This is a genomic window from Pantoea sp. XY16, from assembly GCF_025153065.1.
Lineage (GTDB): Bacteria > Pseudomonadota > Gammaproteobacteria > Enterobacterales > Enterobacteriaceae > Pantoea > Pantoea alfalfae.
Genome location: NZ_JANZNP010000006.1, coordinates 354,225 through 369,161, shown reverse-complemented (window position 1 = coordinate 369,161; position 14,937 = coordinate 354,225). Strand labels below are relative to the sequence as shown.

Annotated in this window: 14 protein-coding genes; 13 read left to right on the top strand and 1 reads right to left on the bottom strand. The window is 56.4% G+C overall.

What is annotated here, in order from left to right; genetic code table 11:
• Positions 1-90 precede the first annotated feature (90 nt).
• The 10 genes from accD (at position 91) to hisP (ending at position 9,536) form a co-directional block, all read left to right on the top strand.
• Positions 91-1,005, top strand: a complete 915-nt coding sequence (gene accD, locus N1689_RS11550) for an acetyl-CoA carboxylase, carboxyltransferase subunit beta (protein WP_222925185.1) — start codon at positions 91-93, stop codon at positions 1,003-1,005.
• Between the two features lie 94 nt (positions 1,006-1,099).
• Positions 1,100-2,368, top strand: a complete 1,269-nt coding sequence (gene folC, locus N1689_RS11545) for a bifunctional tetrahydrofolate synthase/dihydrofolate synthase (RefSeq protein WP_222925186.1) — start codon at positions 1,100-1,102, stop codon at positions 2,366-2,368.
• The gene (gene dedD / locus N1689_RS11540) at positions 2,358-3,140 is read left to right on the top strand and encodes a cell division protein DedD (RefSeq protein WP_161733393.1); all 783 of its coding nucleotides are present in this window, start codon (positions 2,358-2,360) and stop codon (positions 3,138-3,140) included. Before folC ends, dedD begins: the two co-directional genes overlap by 11 nt.
• 264 nt (positions 3,141-3,404) lie before the next feature.
• Positions 3,405-3,890, top strand: a complete 486-nt coding sequence (gene cvpA, locus N1689_RS11535) for a colicin V production protein (protein ID WP_003854265.1) — start codon at positions 3,405-3,407, stop codon at positions 3,888-3,890.
• A gap of 37 nt (positions 3,891-3,927) precedes the next feature.
• Positions 3,928-5,445: an amidophosphoribosyltransferase gene (gene purF, locus N1689_RS11530; RefSeq protein WP_013358590.1), complete on the top strand. Its 1,518-nt coding sequence runs from the start codon at positions 3,928-3,930 to the stop codon at positions 5,443-5,445.
• A gap of 113 nt (positions 5,446-5,558) precedes the next feature.
• Positions 5,559-6,128 (top strand): UbiX family flavin prenyltransferase, encoded by a 570-nt coding sequence (locus N1689_RS11525; protein ID WP_013358589.1) that lies wholly within the window; start codon positions 5,559-5,561, stop codon positions 6,126-6,128.
• A 259-nt stretch (positions 6,129-6,387) separates the two neighbouring features.
• On the top strand, positions 6,388-7,170 hold the full coding sequence (gene argT / locus N1689_RS11520; RefSeq protein ID WP_161733391.1) for a lysine/arginine/ornithine ABC transporter substrate-binding protein ArgT: 783 nt from the start codon (positions 6,388-6,390) through the stop codon (positions 7,168-7,170).
• 185 nt (positions 7,171-7,355) lie between these two features.
• A complete protein-coding gene (locus N1689_RS11515; protein WP_033733384.1) occupies positions 7,356-8,045 on the top strand; it encodes a histidine ABC transporter permease HisQ in 690 nt (229 codons plus the stop codon).
• A complete protein-coding gene (locus N1689_RS11510) occupies positions 8,038-8,754 on the top strand; it encodes an ABC transporter permease (protein WP_033733383.1) in 717 nt (238 codons plus the stop codon). Before N1689_RS11515 ends, N1689_RS11510 begins: the two co-directional genes overlap by 8 nt.
• Positions 8,755-8,762: 8 nt before the next feature.
• The gene (gene hisP / locus N1689_RS11505) at positions 8,763-9,536 is read left to right on the top strand and encodes a histidine ABC transporter ATP-binding protein HisP (protein WP_161733387.1); all 774 of its coding nucleotides are present in this window, start codon (positions 8,763-8,765) and stop codon (positions 9,534-9,536) included.
• A gap of 80 nt (positions 9,537-9,616) precedes the next feature.
• Here hisP and N1689_RS11500 read toward each other — a convergent pair whose 3' ends face one another.
• Complete coding sequence (locus N1689_RS11500; protein ID WP_161733385.1) at positions 9,617-10,564, bottom strand: sugar-binding transcriptional regulator; 948 nt, start codon at positions 10,562-10,564, stop codon at positions 9,617-9,619.
• A 194-nt stretch (positions 10,565-10,758) separates the two neighbouring features.
• Here N1689_RS11500 and dalD point away from each other — a divergent pair, with 194 nt between their 5' ends.
• From dalD to N1689_RS11485, 3 genes are read left to right on the top strand one after another with little or no spacing between them, the layout of a single operon-like run.
• Entirely contained in the window at positions 10,759-12,147 is a 1,389-nt protein-coding gene (dalD, locus tag N1689_RS11495) for a D-arabinitol 4-dehydrogenase (RefSeq protein WP_260058925.1), read from the top strand.
• A gap of 2 nt (positions 12,148-12,149) precedes the next feature.
• Positions 12,150-13,619, top strand: coding sequence for a xylulokinase (gene xylB, locus N1689_RS11490; RefSeq protein WP_260058922.1), 1,470 nt, complete (start codon positions 12,150-12,152; stop codon positions 13,617-13,619).
• Between the two features lie 27 nt (positions 13,620-13,646).
• Entirely contained in the window at positions 13,647-14,927 is a 1,281-nt protein-coding gene (locus N1689_RS11485) for an MFS transporter (RefSeq protein WP_260058920.1), read from the top strand.
• Positions 14,928-14,937 lie beyond the last annotated feature (10 nt).

Below are 14,937 nucleotides of genomic sequence, written 5' to 3'. Positions count from 1 at the left end.
TTTAATGAGCGACATTTACCGTCTGCTGAAGCGGTTTTCAGCAGTATCAAGACGACTGGACCAGGTCAGTTTTAAACAGAAAGGTCATCAATGAGCTGGATTGAACGCATTCTTAATAAAAGCACCGGAACGCCTGTGCGCAAAGCCAGTATCCCGGAAGGGGTCTGGACCAAGTGTGACAGCTGTGGGCAGGTTCTCTACCGCGCCGAGCTGGAGCGTAATCTTGAGGTTTGCCCGAAGTGTGACCACCACATGCGTATGCACGCGCGTGAGCGCCTCGGCAGTTTCCTCGATCAGGGCACGATGGTTGAGCTTGGCAGTGAACTTGAACCCAAAGATCTGCTGAAGTTCCGCGATTCGAAGAAGTACAAAGATCGTCTGGTAGCAGCACAGAAAGATACCGGCGAGAAAGATGCGCTGATCGTCATGAAAGGTCAGCTGCACAGTATGCCAGTTGTTGCGGCAGCGTTTGAATTTGCCTTTATGGGTGGTTCAATGGGCTCTGTAGTGGGGGCGCGCTTTGTACGTGCAGTTGAGCAGGCGCTGGAAGATAACTGTCCGCTGATCTGCTTCTCCGCCAGTGGCGGTGCCCGTATGCAGGAAGCGCTGCAGTCACTGATGCAGATGGCGAAAACCAGTGCGGCACTGGCAAAAATGCAGGAGCGTGGTCTTCCGTATATTTCCGTGCTGACTGACCCGACTATGGGTGGCGTTTCTGCCAGTTTCGCCATGCTGGGTGACCTCAACATCGCAGAGCCTAAAGCGCTCATCGGCTTTGCCGGCCCACGCGTCATCGAGCAGACAGTGCGTGAAAAACTGCCGCCGGGCTTCCAGCGCAGTGAGTTTCTTATTGAGAAGGGCGCGATTGATATGATCATCCGCCGCCCGGAAATGCGCTACAAACTGGCAAGCCTGCTGGCCAAAATGATGAACCTGCCGGCACCGCTGCATGACGGTGAACCGTCCGCTCCTGCGACGACTGAATCGGAAAGCAACGAGGCCTGACAGGAGATAGAGAGGCGCGCCTGTCGCGCCTCTTACCAATGCACCGTATACCGCAGCACCAGTCTGCCAGGTATAAATAAGCAAAACGGGACATATGGACAATCTTCACCTTCCTCAAGCCACGTCGCCTTTGGCCACGTGGCTTTATTATCTTGAGCACCTGCATACTCAGGCCATCGAACTGGGTCTGGACCGTATTCGTCAGGTAGCACTTCGTCTCGACCTGCTGAAACCCGCTCCGTTTGTCTTTACCGTAGCCGGTACCAATGGTAAAGGCACCACCTGTCGCATCCTGGAAACGCTGCTGATTGCCGCAGGCTATCGCGTAGGCGTCTACAGCTCGCCGCATCTGGTGCGCTATACCGAACGCGTCCGGGTTCAGGGCGAGGAACTGAGTGAAGCGCAGCACTGCGCCAGCTTTGCGGAGATTGAAGCCGGACGGGCTGATATTTCGCTGACCTACTTTGAATTCGGTACGCTCTCTGCGCTGAATCTGTTTCGCCAGGCGCAGCTGGATGTCGTGATCCTCGAGGTCGGCCTCGGCGGACGACTGGATGCCACCAACATCGTGGATGCCGATGTCGCCGTTGTCACCAGCATTGCACTGGATCACACCGACTGGCTGGGACCGGATCGCGAAAGCATCGGACGTGAGAAAGCGGGCGTCTTCCGCGCGGGGAAACCGGCGATAGTCGGTGAACCTGATATGCCACACAGCATCGCTGTGGTCGCGCAGGAAAAAGGCGCTCAGTTGTTACAGCGCAACCGCGACTGGTCCTGGCATGCGCAGGCCGAAAGCTGGTCGCTGCGTGATGTGCAGGGCGAGCTGAACGATCTGCCGCTGCCTCAGGTGCCGCTGCCTAACGCGGCGACCGCGCTGGTGGCGCTGCGTGTTTCAGGGCTTGAGGTCAGTGAAGCGCAGATTCGCGCCAGCCTGCCGCTGGCGATGCTGCCAGGGCGGTTTCAGACTATCAGTGAATCACCGCGCGTGATTCTGGATGTCGCCCATAATCCGCACGCGGCAGGCTATCTGGCGTCGCGGCTGGCGGCCCTGCCGAAACGCGGCAAGGTGCATGCCGTCGTGGGCATGCTGCACGATAAAGATATCGCCGGAACGCTCGCCGCATTGGCTCCAATAGTTGATGCCTGGTACTGTGCACCGCTTGACGGTCCGCGCGGTGCCAGTGCAGAGCAGCTGCTGGACGCGCTGCCGCAGGGCGAGACCTTTGGTTCGGTTGAACTCGCCTGGCAGCAGGCACACCAGCGGGCTGCGCCGCAGGACACTGTGCTGGTGTGTGGTTCATTCCACACTGTGGCACAGGTCATGGAATCGATTGAAACGGAGAAAGGACGTGGCAAGTAAGTTTCAGAACCGTTTAGTCGGCACCGTTATTCTGGTTGCCGTTGGCGTGATTGTGTTGCCAGGGCTGCTGGATGGTCAGAAAAAGCATTACAAAGAGGAGTTCGCCGCCATCCCGCTGGTGCCGAAACCTGACGATCAGCAGGATAGCGAAATGGTGCCGCCGGTAACCCAGTCGCTGCCCGCTCAGCCGCCGGAAGGCGCAGGCAGTGCCGTCAATAGCAGCAATGGCAATGGTAAAACCAACGCCACGGCGGAGCAGGGACGGACGCAGCCGTATGAAGAGAGCGATCCTGTCGTCGTCTCGCCGCCGCCGGTCCATCAGTCTGTGCCTGCACAGACGGTGACGAAGCCGAAAGCGGCAGAGCAGCAGAAACCTAAAGTCACCGAGCAGCCTAAGCAGAAGCCGGTTGAACAGCAGAAGCCAAAAGTCGTGGAGCAGCCTAAACCGAAGCCGGTTGAGCAATCCAAAGCGGTTGAGCAGCCAAAGCAGGAAGAGGCGCCAAAAGTGGCAGAGACCACGGCTCCGGCGGGACAGGCTTATGTGGTGCAGTTAGGTGCGTTGAAGAACGCCAGTAAAGTAAATGAGATTGTCGCGCAGTTGCGGCTGTCGGGCTATCGCGCCTTTACCGTGCCGTCAACGCCGGTTCAGGGTCAGATTACCCGTATCTACGTTGGCCCTGATGCCTCGAAAGCTAAAATGCAAGGCGCGGTGGGTGAACTGAAAAGCATCTCAGGACTGGGCGGTGTTGTAAAACCGTATAGCGCCCGTTAAACCGGCGATTGGCGCTGCCGATAGCAGTAACAGGCAGCGTCTTTTACCGGGCAGACAGCGCGCTTAACGCGCGCTGTCACGAAAAAGAGTGAAGATTTTCAACGGGCTGTCTGGTTGAGAATCACCCGGGCGATTGCAGTTTTTTTCATCGCCGCTTTTATGGATGCAGAAAAAGAAAACCGCTACGCAAACGTTTTCTTTTTCTGTTAGAATGCGCCCCGAACTGGATGCAGGGGTGCAATTGCACTGGCGCTGGAAGAGTTCATGATCTGGATTGATTACGTCATTATTGCGGTAGTTGGTTTTTCGGCTCTGGTCAGCCTGGTTCGTGGGTTTGTCCGGGAAGCCTTATCTCTTGTTACCTGGGGATGCGCGTTTTTTGTCGCCAGTCATTACTACGCCTACCTTGCAGTCTGGTTTACAGGTTTTGACGACGAACTGGTTCGTAACGGTATTGCCATCGGTGTGCTGTTTGTGGCGACGCTGATTGTGGGTGCCATTGTGAACTACGTTATCGGCACGCTGGTAGAAAAAACCGGCCTGTCGGGAACCGACCGGGTGTTGGGCGTCTGTTTCGGGGCGTTGCGTGGTGTGCTGATCGTAGCCGCTTTGCTGTTCTTCCTTGATACATTCACTGGCTTTTCCAAAAGTCCGGACTGGCAACAGTCTCAACTCATTCCCGAGTTCAGTTATATCATCAGGTGGTTCTTTGATTACCTGAAAAGCACGTCGAGTTTTTTACCCCGGTGATGTGACCGGGTGTGCGGCTAAATGAGGAAATGACAACATGTGCGGTATTGTCGGTATCACCGGTTTCATGCCGGTCAACCAGTCGATCTATGACGCGTTAACGGTGCTCCAGCACCGCGGGCAGGATGCCGCAGGCATTTGTACTATCGATGCGCTGAAATGTTTTCGCCTGCGAAAGGCAAACGGCCTGGTCAGCGACGTTTTCGAAGCACGCCACATGCAGCGACTGCAGGGCAATATGGGGATCGGTCACGCGCGTTATCCCACCGCAGGCAGCTCAAGTGCCTCTGAAGCGCAGCCATTTTATGTAAACTCCCCGTATGGCATCACCCTGGCGCACAACGGTAATCTGACCAACGCACATGTGCTGCGTAAGCACCTGTTTGAAAAGGGTCGCCGCCACGTTAACACCACTTCAGATTCTGAAATCCTGCTGAATATTTTTGCGCAGGAGTTAGATCGTTTCCAGAACGATCCGCTGGAAGCTGACAACATTTTTGCTGCGGTGGCTGCCGTACATCAGCAGGTGCGCGGTGCCTACGCCGTCGTAGCGATGATTATCGGCCACGGTATGGTGGCCTTCCGCGACCCTAACGGCATCCGTCCGCTGGTGCTGGGCAAGCGCGTTATCGCCGATGGCCGCACCGAATATATGGTCGCCTCCGAGAGCGTCGCGCTGGATACGCTGGGCTTTGAGTTCATCCGTGACGTTGCTCCGGGTGAAGCGGTTTATGTCACTGAAGCAGGCCAGCTTTCGACCCGTCAGTGTGCTGAAAACCCAAAAAGCAATCCGTGCCTGTTCGAGTATGTCTACTTTGCGCGTCCGGACTCCTTCCTGGACAAGATTTCGGTCTACAGCGCCCGTGTCCGCATGGGCACCAAGCTGGGCGAGAAAATTGCCCGCGAGTGGGAAGATCTCGATATCGACGTCGTGATTCCGATTCCGGAAACCTCTACCGATATCGCGCTGGAAATCGCCCGTATTCTTGACAAGCCTTATCGCCAGGGCTTCGTGAAAAACCGTTACGTTGGTCGTACCTTTATCATGCCAGGCCAGCAGTTACGCCGCAGCGCGGTGCGCCGCAAGCTCAACGCGAACCGCGCTGAATTCCGTGATAAAAATGTGCTGCTGGTGGATGACTCTATCGTACGCGGTACCACCTCAGAGCAGATCATTGAGATGGCGCGTGAAGCGGGTGCGAAACGGGTTTACCTGGCCTCAGCGGCACCGGAAATTCGTTTCCCGAACGTCTACGGCATCGATATGCCGAGCGCCACGGAACTGATTGCGCACGGCCGCGAAGTCGAAGAGATTCGACAGCTGATTAAAGCCGATGCACTGATTTTCCAGGATCTCGACGATCTGATCGAAGCGGTGCGTGAGGAGAATCCGGACATTGCACAATTTGAGTGCTCGGTGTTCAACGGCATTTACGTGACGAAAGATGTCGACCAGCAGTATCTGGAGTATCTGGAGTCGCTGCGTAATGACGATGCCAAAGCGCTTCAGCGCCAGAACGAAGTCGAAAACCTTGAGCTGCACAACGAAGGCTGATATCCACCCATAATCGGGCAGCATAAAACAGGGCGGGAGCAATCCCGCCCTGTTTGTTTTCAGAAACCCGCTGGCCGCGTATGATGGCCCATTGGCTGACATAAGGTTGGAATATGAAACGACTCATCATTGGCATCTCTGGCGCAAGCGGGGTGATCTATGGCGTGCGCATGCTGCAGGTGTTGCAGCAGGTGGAAGAGGTAGAAACACATCTGGTCATGAGTCAGGCGGCGCGTCAGACGCTGGGACTGGAGAGCGATTATTCGCTGCGTGACGTGCAGGCGCTGGCCGATGTGGTGCATGACGTGCGCGATATTGCAGCAAATATCTCGTCAGGGTCGTTCAAAACGCTGGGCATGGCGATTTTACCCTGCTCGATGAAAACGCTTTCAGGCATCGTGCATAGCTACAGTGATTCGTTGCTGACCCGTGCGGCTGACGTAGTGTTAAAAGAGCAGCGTAAGCTGGTGTTGTGCGTACGCGAAACGCCGCTGCATGTCGGCCACCTGCGGATGATGACCACCGCGGCCGAACTGGGTGCCATTATCATGCCGCCCGTGCCGGCATTTTATCATCGGCCTGAAACCATCGATCAGCTCATCGACCAGACTGTTAATCGGGTAATCGATCAGTTCGATATCGAATTACCGGAAGATCTCTTTATGCGCTGGCAGGGTGCATAAAGTTCCCCTGGCGCACTTATTTAGTGCATAAGCGCGCCTCGGATCACTCTTCGTGCATTTGACGCACCAAAAGTTAACAACGTCGCTTTTTCTCTTTTACTTCACTGCTATATTCCCCTCACAAACTCAGCGTTTTCGCCTGTCTGTCATCACGTTAACGGCGTGGATAACTTGCAGAACTGGCATGAAACATGCAAATTACTTTGCGCAAACACATCACGAACCACATAACAAAAAGCACTTCACTTGAGGGTAATCTATGAAAAAGCGTGTTCTGGCTCTTTCCCTGATGCTGGGCTTAACCAGTGCTGCCAGCGTCTTTGCGGCAGTTCCGGGTTCAATCCGTATCGGCACAGATCCAACTTACCCACCGTTTGAGTCGAAAGACGCGCAAGGCAAGTTAGTAGGCTTCGATATCGACCTCGCTAACGAAATCTGTAAACGCATTCATACCCAATGTACCTACGTTGAAAGCGACTTTGATGCGCTAATCCCCTCGCTGAAAGCGAAGAAAATTGATGCCATCATCTCCTCACTTTCCATCACAGCAAAACGTCAGGAAGAGATCGCCTTCTCGGAAAAACTCTATGCGGCGAACGCGCGTTTAGTCGCACCGAAGGGATCGAAAATTGAGCCGACCCTTGAGTCGCTGAAAGGCAAAAACATCGGTCTGCTGCAGGGCACCACCCAGGAAACCTACGCCAATCAGAACTGGCGGCCAAAAGGGGTGAACGTTACGCCTTATGCTAACCAGGATCTGGTCTATCAGGATCTGAATGCCGGTCGTATTGATGCTGCCTTCCAGGATGAAGTGCAGGCCAGCGAAGGATTCCTGAAGCAGCCGGTCGGTAAAAATTACGCCTTCGCGGGTCCGGCCGTGAAAGATGACAAGATTTTTGGCGTCGGTACCGGCATGGGACTGCGTAAAGATGACAGCGAACTGAAAGCCGCCATCGACAAAGCTTTTGCTGATATACGTAAAGATGGCACTTACGACAAGATTGCGAAGAAATACTTCGATTTCAATGTGTACGGCGACTAATCATCCTGTCGCTTTACCCGCTGTGACCCGGCTGCCGTTGTGTCGGGCCTGAGCCGGTTCTGCCTGGCGCGGAAACCGGACAGGCTTTCTGGCGTATGGCATTCACACAGGAGAGGTAAGGCTAAACTGCCCGTCAATCACTGGCGGGCAGCGTTTCGTTTTCACCCCACGACAGGACCCTCTCGATGCTGTATGGCTATTCTGATGTAATTCTCCGGGGCACGCTGGTGACGCTGGAGCTGGCGCTCACCTCCGTCGTGCTGGCAGTGCTGCTGGGCCTGATAGGCGCAGGCGCGAAACTGTCGCGCAGCCGGCCACTGGCGATGATTTTTGAAGGCTACACCACGCTGATTCGTGGTGTGCCAGACCTCGTACTCATGCTGCTGATCTTCTATGGTCTGCAGATTGTCCTCAACCAGGTCACCGACGCACTGGGCATGGCGCAGTTTGATATCGACCCGATGGTTGCTGGTATCATCACGCTCGGCTTTATCTATGGTGCTTACTTCACCGAAACGTTCCGTGGCGCCTTTATGGCGGTGCCAAAAGGGCAGATTGAAGCGGCTACTGCGTTTGGCTTTACCGGCGCGCAGGTGTTCCGCCGCATTCTGTTTCCGGCCATGATGCGCTATGCGCTGCCGGGCATCGGAAATAACTGGCAGGTGATCCTGAAAGCTACCGCGCTGGTTTCGCTGCTGGGGCTGGAAGATGTGGTGAAGGCAACGCAGCTGGCGGGGAAAAGTACCTGGCAGCCGTTCTACTTCGCCATTGTCGCCGGTGTGATCTATCTGGTGTTCACCACGCTGTCGAACGGCGTGCTGTGGTGGCTGAACCGCCGCTATACGGTCGGTGTGAAGAGGGCGAGTTATGATTGAGATTATTCAGGAATACTGGAAATCGCTGCTCTGGACGGACGGCTATCGTTTTACCGGTGTGGCTATCACCCTGTGGCTGTTAATTCTCTCCGTCACCATTGGCGGCTGTCTGGCCATTCTGCTGGCGATAGCCCGGGTTTCGCCAAACCGTTTTATCAGCTTTCCGGTCTGGCTCTTTACCTACGTCTTTCGCGGCACGCCGCTCTATGTGCAGCTGCTGGTGTTCTACTCCGGCATGTACACGCTGGAGATTGTGAAAGGCACTGAACTGCTGAATGCCTTTTTCCGCAGTGGTCTGAACTGTACGCTGCTCGCCTTCACCCTCAACACCTGCGCCTACACCACGGAAATTTTTGCCGGTGCGATTCGCTCGGTGCCACACGGTGAAATTGAGGCGGCACGGGCGTACGGCTTCTCTACTTTTAAACTTTATCGCTGCATTATCCTGCCATCGGCGCTGCGTACTGCACTGCCGGCCTACAGCAACGAAGTGATTCTGATGCTGCACTCCACGGCGCTGGCCTTCACCGCCACCGTGCCGGATCTGCTGAAAATCGCGCGGGATATTAACTCGGCGACCTATCAGCCGTTTACCGCCTTTGGTCTGGCGGCTGTGTTGTACCTGATTATCTCTTACGTGTTGATCAGCCTGTTCCGCCTGGCGGAACGTCGCTGGCTGGCCCACGTGAAACCCTCTTCATCGCATTGAGAAGAACTATGGCTGACAATAAATTAAGCGTCACCGAATTGCATAAACGTTACGGTGAACATGAAGTGCTGAAAGGGGTCTCGTTAACTGCTAAAGCGGGCGATGTGATTAGTATCATTGGATCGTCCGGTTCAGGGAAAAGTACCTTTTTACGCTGCATTAACTTCCTCGAAAAACCGAGTGAAGGCAGCATCATGGTGAATAACCAACAAATTACCTTAGTCCGTGACAAAGATGGTCAGCTCAAAGTGGCTGACAAAGAGCAGCTGCGCGCGTTACGTACCAGCCTGACCATGGTGTTCCAGCACTTTAATCTGTGGAGTCACATGACCGTGCTGGAAAACGTGATGGAAGCGCCGATTCAGGTGCTGGGGCTGAGCAAAGCGGCGGCGCGTGAGCGTGCCATCAAATACCTCGATAAAGTCGGGATTGATGCGCGGGCGCAGGCAAAATATCCGGTGCACCTTTCTGGTGGTCAGCAGCAGCGTGTGTCGATTGCGCGCGCGCTGGCGATGGAGCCAGAAGTGTTGCTGTTTGACGAACCCACTTCGGCGCTTGATCCGGAACTGGTCGGGGAAGTACTGCGCATCATGCAGAAGCTGGCGGAAGAAGGAAAAACTATGGTGGTGGTGACCCACGAGATGGAGTTTGCCCGTCACGTCTCAAATCACGTGATTTTCCTGCATCAGGGAAAAATCGAAGAGCAGGGTCCGCCTGCGGAGGTGTTCGGCAGCCCGAAAAGTCCGCGTTTACAGCAGTTCCTCAAGGGATCGCTGAAGTAACGGTTATCGGGGAGGACAGGTGCGGGAAGCAGGACTCCGGCGTTACGTGCCCTGCGCCGGTACGCTGCCTGCCCGCTGCTTCACGTCTGCAGTAACTTCAGCGCCGTGTCCTCATCGGTCACCAGACCCGATACCCAGCCGCCCTGTAAGGCGGCTCGGATCGCCGGGTACTTGCGTTCGCTACCGGCAAAGCCAATGATTTTGCGTTGTGTCTGACTTTCCAGATGCACGCTGGTCAGGAGTTCATCCGTTTCCCCCCACACGCGTTCACCCTGCTGATTGAAAAAGTGACCGAGCATCTCGCCTGCGACGCCACGCGCATTCAGCGCCTCAACCTGCGCATCGGTAATAAATCCCTCGGCGTTCAGTGGACAGCCTGGCATCACTTCGCCAATCCCGACAAAGGCTACGTCTGCCCGTAAGGCGCGTTCGGTGACGCGCTGGTAGACCTTATGCTGCACCCACATCGCTTTATCCTCAGGCGTGTCGGCGTAGAGGGGGGCCGGAATAAAGAAATACTTACCCTGCATCTTTTCGGCCATCTTCAGCGGGACATCATAACGTGTTCCGGAATCATCCCGCGCGATGGCGCCAATCATCGAAACGCAATGATGCTGCGGGCGATCCACCCAGGGTAACGCGTCGATGATAGAGCGTAAGGTTTTACCGGAACCAATACCAAAGACCTGTGGCGCTTCCTCACTGATGAACTGTGCCATCACCGCCGCCCCTTCGACTGCCAGCATTTGCTGAATGGCATCCTCGTTCAGACTGGCCGAGGGCACGACGCGACAGAGATCCAGACCAAACTTCTCCTTGACCTCACGCGCCAGCTGCAGACAGTGCGTGACGGGATGATCGATTTTTACGTTTACCATGCCCATTTCACGAGCACTGGATACCAGACGCTGCGCCACCTGGCGCGATAATCCCAGTGCCTGCGCAATCTCCTGCTGTGTCACGCCCGCAACGTAATACATCCACGCGGCACGCGCGGCCAGCTCCTGCTTTTTCTCTTCTCTGCTCATCACGCTGTTCCGTCGAATTCAGGGAGACATCTTAACGCGAGCCGTGCAAAAAGCGCTAATCGGGCAAAAGCCCAATACAAGAGCAAAAGCATTATTTGTGACAGAGCTCGCAGAAGGGTCCGCGTGATGAACACTATGCTAACGGCTATCGGGCAAATGCCCCTCATCGTGGCAAATGTTTAATCGAGGCGATTATGACCAATCAATCCGTGTGGATGCATATCGGCGCAGGATCTTTTCATCGGGCACATCAGGCGTGGTATCTGCATCAGTTGCGTAAGCAGGGCGACGAAAGCTGGGGCATCGCGCTGGGCAATATCCGCCAGGACGCCGCGCCGCTGCTTGATCAGCTCGCGCAGCAGCAGGGCGAATATGTGCTGGAAACCGTGACGCCTGAAGGTGAGCGCGACTATGAAACCATCACGTCGCTGCGCAAAATTTTGCCCTGGGACAGCGACATCAGCGCGCTGATTGAGCAGGGCGCGCGTGCGGAAACGCGTGTGATTAGCTTCACCGTGACTGAAGCAGGCTACTACCTGACGCCCGCGTTTACGCTGGATCTCAGTCAGGCGGACGTGAAGGCCGATCTGGGTGGCGATATCCGCACCCTCTACGGCGCACTCAGCCGCATTCTGACACAGCGAGTTGCCGAGGGCGGGGCACCGGTCACGCTGCTGAACTGCGACAATCTGCGTCACAATGGCGAGCGTTTTCGTGACGCCTTCCTGGCGTTTCTGACTGCCAAAGGCGATACCACGCTGGCCGACTGGGTGCGTGCACAGACCCGTTCACCGAATACCATGGTCGATCGCATAACGCCGCGACCCACCCCGCAGGTGGCCGAACGCGTGCAGGCGGCGACCGGCAAACAGGATGGCGCAGCAGTAATGGCCGAATCTTTTATTCAGTGGGTCATTGAGGATGATTTCATTGCCGGACGCCCGGCACTGGAAAAGGCGGGCGTAGAGCTGGTGGAATCGGTGCTGCCGTGGGAAGAAGCGAAAATTCGCATCCTCAATGCGACCCATGCCGCGATTGCCTGGGCGGGCACGCTGATTGGGCTGAACTATATTGATGAGAGCACCCGTCATCCGGCCATTTATCAACTGGCGCACGACTACGTGACCCAGGATGTCATTCCCTCACTTTCGCCCAGCCCGCTCGATCTGGCGGATTATCGCGATGTGGTGCTGGCCCGCTTCAGTAATCCCTATATTCAGGACACCAATCAGCGCGTCGGTGCCGATGGCTTGTCCAAAATTCCCGGCATGGTGACGCCAACCCTGCAGGCGTGTTACCAGCGCGGCGTGCAGCCGGCCGCAACGGCGGTGATCCCGGCACTCTTCTTCCTGTTTATGCAGCGTTGGGCCAGTGACGACTTACCCTATCCCTATCAGGATGGTGCGCTTCAGGTCGAAATGCTGCGTAAACAGTTTGCCAGCGCCGATCCGCTCCGTGCGTTCCTGAGCGATCGCGCGCTGTTTGCGGAACTGGCGTCCGATAGGGCGTTTCATGAGCTGGTGACGCGCCGGGTGGCGAGTCTGCAGCAGTGGCTGAAGCAGCCTGAACTGGCGGCGGTGTAATCATGTATCTCGGTATTGATATCGGTACTTCAGAGCTTAAAGCGCTGATCGTGAACACTCAGGGTGAGATTGTGGCGTCTCAGCACGCCACGCTCAGCGTGCAGCGTCCGCATCCTCACTGGGCAGAACAGGAACCTGAACGCTGGTGGCAAGCCTGCTGTGAGGTTCTGGCGGAATTGCGTCATCATTTTCCTCAGGCATGGGCTGAGATTCGCGCGATAGGATTGTCCGGTCAGATGCACGGGGCCGTGCTGCTGGATGCCGGGGGCAGGGTGCTGCGTCCATGTATCCTGTGGAACGACACGCGCAGTGCACCGCAGTGTGAAAGGCTGGCGAAGCACCATCCCCGGATGATAGCGATCAGCGGCAATATGATTATGCCTGGCTTCACTGCACCGAAGCTCTGCTGGGTTGCGGAACATGAGCCAGAAATCTTCAGCCGCATCGATAAGGTTCTGCTGCCGAAAGATTACCTGCGCTGGCGTCTGACCGGGCGCTTTGTCACTGAGCCTTCGGATGCTGCCGGAACGCTGTGGCTCGACGTGTCACGGCGTGACTGGTCGGACGAACTGCTGGCCATCACCGGACTGAAGCGTTCCCAAATGCCTGAACTGGTGGAAGGCAGTGCAGTAAGTGGACATCTGCAGCCGGCACTGGCGAGCGAGTGGGGCTTATCCACCTTAGTCAAGGTTGCAGGAGGCGGCGGGGACAATGCCGCGTCGGCCGTCGGGGTAGGTGCGGTGAACGCCGGGGATGCTTTTATCTCACTGGGGACGTCCGGGGTGATTTTTGTCGTCAATGACCGTTTACAGGCGGACCCGCAATCCGGGGTGCACGCCTTTTGCCATGCGCTACCGGGCCGCTGGCATCAGATGAGTGTGATGCTCAGCGCCGCCAGTTGTCTGCGCTGGCTGTGCAATCTGCTGTCAGTGAGTGAAAGCCAGCTGATGGAGGAGATGGCACAGCTCAGTGATGAACAGCTGCGTAGCGCCCCGATTTTTTTGCCCTATCTCTCCGGGGAGCGCACCCCTCACAACGATCCTGACGCCTCCGGTGCTTTCTTCAATCTGCGGCATGAAATGCCGCGCGCCCTGCTGGGCTATGCGGTGATTGAAGGCGTGGCATTTGGACTGGCTGATGGGGCAGAGGCGCTCGGCGAGGCCCGGCACCACATTCAGCAATACAGCCTCACCGGTGGGGGAGCGCGCAGCACGCTGTGGGCGCAATTGATTGCCGATGTGCTGCAACTGCCGGTTATTACCCACCCGGCCAGCGCCTCTGGCGCGCTGGGGGCGGCACGTCTGGCGTGGCTGGCTGAGGGCGGTGCTGAGCATGAGGTGTGTCTGAAGCCGCCAGTCCAGGCGCGCTATCAACCGAACAACGCTCGCGGAGCCGTTCTGCAACAGCGGCTGCGTCTGTTCCGGGAACTTTACATCCAGCAGCAACAGGTGCGTAACCTGCTGCCTGCATAACGACTAACCAAACAGAAGGTGATTGTGATGCAATCGAATGAATACTGGTTTGGCTTACCGAAAAAGATGTTCTGGGGCTTCCTCGCTATCGCCATCTTTATGGCGGGTGATGGCTTTGAAATGGCGTTTCTGTCGCGCCATATCACCGACATGGGCTTTTCGCCCGCGCAGTCTGCCGTCGTGTTCACCTTCTATGGTCTGGCAGTAGCGCTGGCAGCCTGGGCATCGGGCGTGGTCGCCGAGCTGATCACGCCGCAGCGCGCGATGATGATTGGCTTTGTGCTGTGGATCGTCATGCATGCACTGTTTATGTCGCTTGGGCTTGGGCTGCGTAATTATCCCCTTATGGTGCTGTTTTACGGCATTCGCGGGCTGGCTTATCCACTGTTTATCTACTCTTTCATGATGATGCTGGTGCAGGTCTTACCGCGCGAGAAACTGGCGGCGGCGACCGGCTGGTTCTGGGCGATGTATTCAATCGGCATTGGCGTGGTGGGCAGCTATCTGCCCAGTCTGACCATTCCGATACTGGGGGAGACCGGAACGCTGTGGCTGGCCATCATCTGGGTCGCCTGTGGTGGGATTCTTGCCTGGTTCAGCCTGCGCAACGTGCCGGTAGATCGTTCCCGCGTGAATCTGCCGATGCGTGAGAAGATGACAGAGATGTCGCGTGCCGTAACCATCCTGTTCACCAATCAGCATGTCTTTTATGCCTGCCTGATTCGCATCATCAACACGCTGTCGCTGTTTGGTTTCGCCATTATCATGCCACTGCTGTTTGTCGACCGTCTCGGCTTTACCCTTTCTGAATGGCTACAGATCTGGGCGGTGTTCTTCTTTGTTACCATCTTTACGAATATCTTCTGGGGCCTCACCGGTGAGAAGCTAGGCTGGATCCGTCAGGTACGCTGGTTTGGTTGCCTGGGCATGGCTATCTCCAGCCTGACATTCTATTACCTGCCGCTGCATGCGGGGCATAATTTCTGGGTCGCATTAATTCCTGCGGTCATGCTGGGGATCTTTGTTGCCGCGTTTGTGCCGATGACCGCCGTCTTTCCGACGCTGGAGCCGCATCACAAAGGGGCAGCGGTCTCGATTTACAATCTCTCCGCGGGACTCAGTAACTTTGTGGCACCGGCTATCGCCTCCATCATGCTGCCATTCTTCGACATCGTCGGAGTGGTATGGGCCTATACCGCGCTGTATGTGTTCGCTGGCGTGCTGACCTTTATTATCCGCGTGCCACAACCGGGGCACACGCGGGAAGAGAAGGCAATGCAGTCGCGGGTGGCCGGACAGCGTAGCTAATTACCCCTGC

What these genes read in the sequence shown, in the direction of transcription:
- accD (WP_222925185.1), top strand. Translation starts at nt 91, where the DNA reads ATGAGCTGGATTGAACGCATTCTTAATAAAAGCACCGGAACGCCTGTG.
- folC (WP_222925186.1), top strand. Translation starts at nt 1,100, where the DNA reads ATGGACAATCTTCACCTTCCTCAAGCCACGTCGCCTTTGGCCACGTGG.
- cvpA (WP_003854265.1), top strand. Translation starts at nt 3,405, where the DNA reads ATGATCTGGATTGATTACGTCATTATTGCGGTAGTTGGTTTTTCGGCT.
- purF (WP_013358590.1), top strand. Translation starts at nt 3,928, where the DNA reads ATGTGCGGTATTGTCGGTATCACCGGTTTCATGCCGGTCAACCAGTCG.
- N1689_RS11525 (WP_013358589.1), top strand. Translation starts at nt 5,559, where the DNA reads ATGAAACGACTCATCATTGGCATCTCTGGCGCAAGCGGGGTGATCTAT.
- argT (WP_161733391.1), top strand. Translation starts at nt 6,388, where the DNA reads ATGAAAAAGCGTGTTCTGGCTCTTTCCCTGATGCTGGGCTTAACCAGT.
- N1689_RS11515 (WP_033733384.1), top strand. Translation starts at nt 7,356, where the DNA reads ATGCTGTATGGCTATTCTGATGTAATTCTCCGGGGCACGCTGGTGACG.
- N1689_RS11510 (WP_033733383.1), top strand. Translation starts at nt 8,038, where the DNA reads ATGATTGAGATTATTCAGGAATACTGGAAATCGCTGCTCTGGACGGAC.
- hisP (WP_161733387.1), top strand. Translation starts at nt 8,763, where the DNA reads ATGGCTGACAATAAATTAAGCGTCACCGAATTGCATAAACGTTACGGT.
- N1689_RS11500 (WP_161733385.1), bottom strand. Translation starts at nt 10,564, where the DNA reads ATGAGCAGAGAAGAGAAAAAGCAGGAGCTGGCCGCGCGTGCCGCGTGG.
- dalD (WP_260058925.1), top strand. Translation starts at nt 10,759, where the DNA reads ATGACCAATCAATCCGTGTGGATGCATATCGGCGCAGGATCTTTTCAT.
- xylB (WP_260058922.1), top strand. Translation starts at nt 12,150, where the DNA reads ATGTATCTCGGTATTGATATCGGTACTTCAGAGCTTAAAGCGCTGATC.
- N1689_RS11485 (WP_260058920.1), top strand. Translation starts at nt 13,647, where the DNA reads ATGCAATCGAATGAATACTGGTTTGGCTTACCGAAAAAGATGTTCTGG.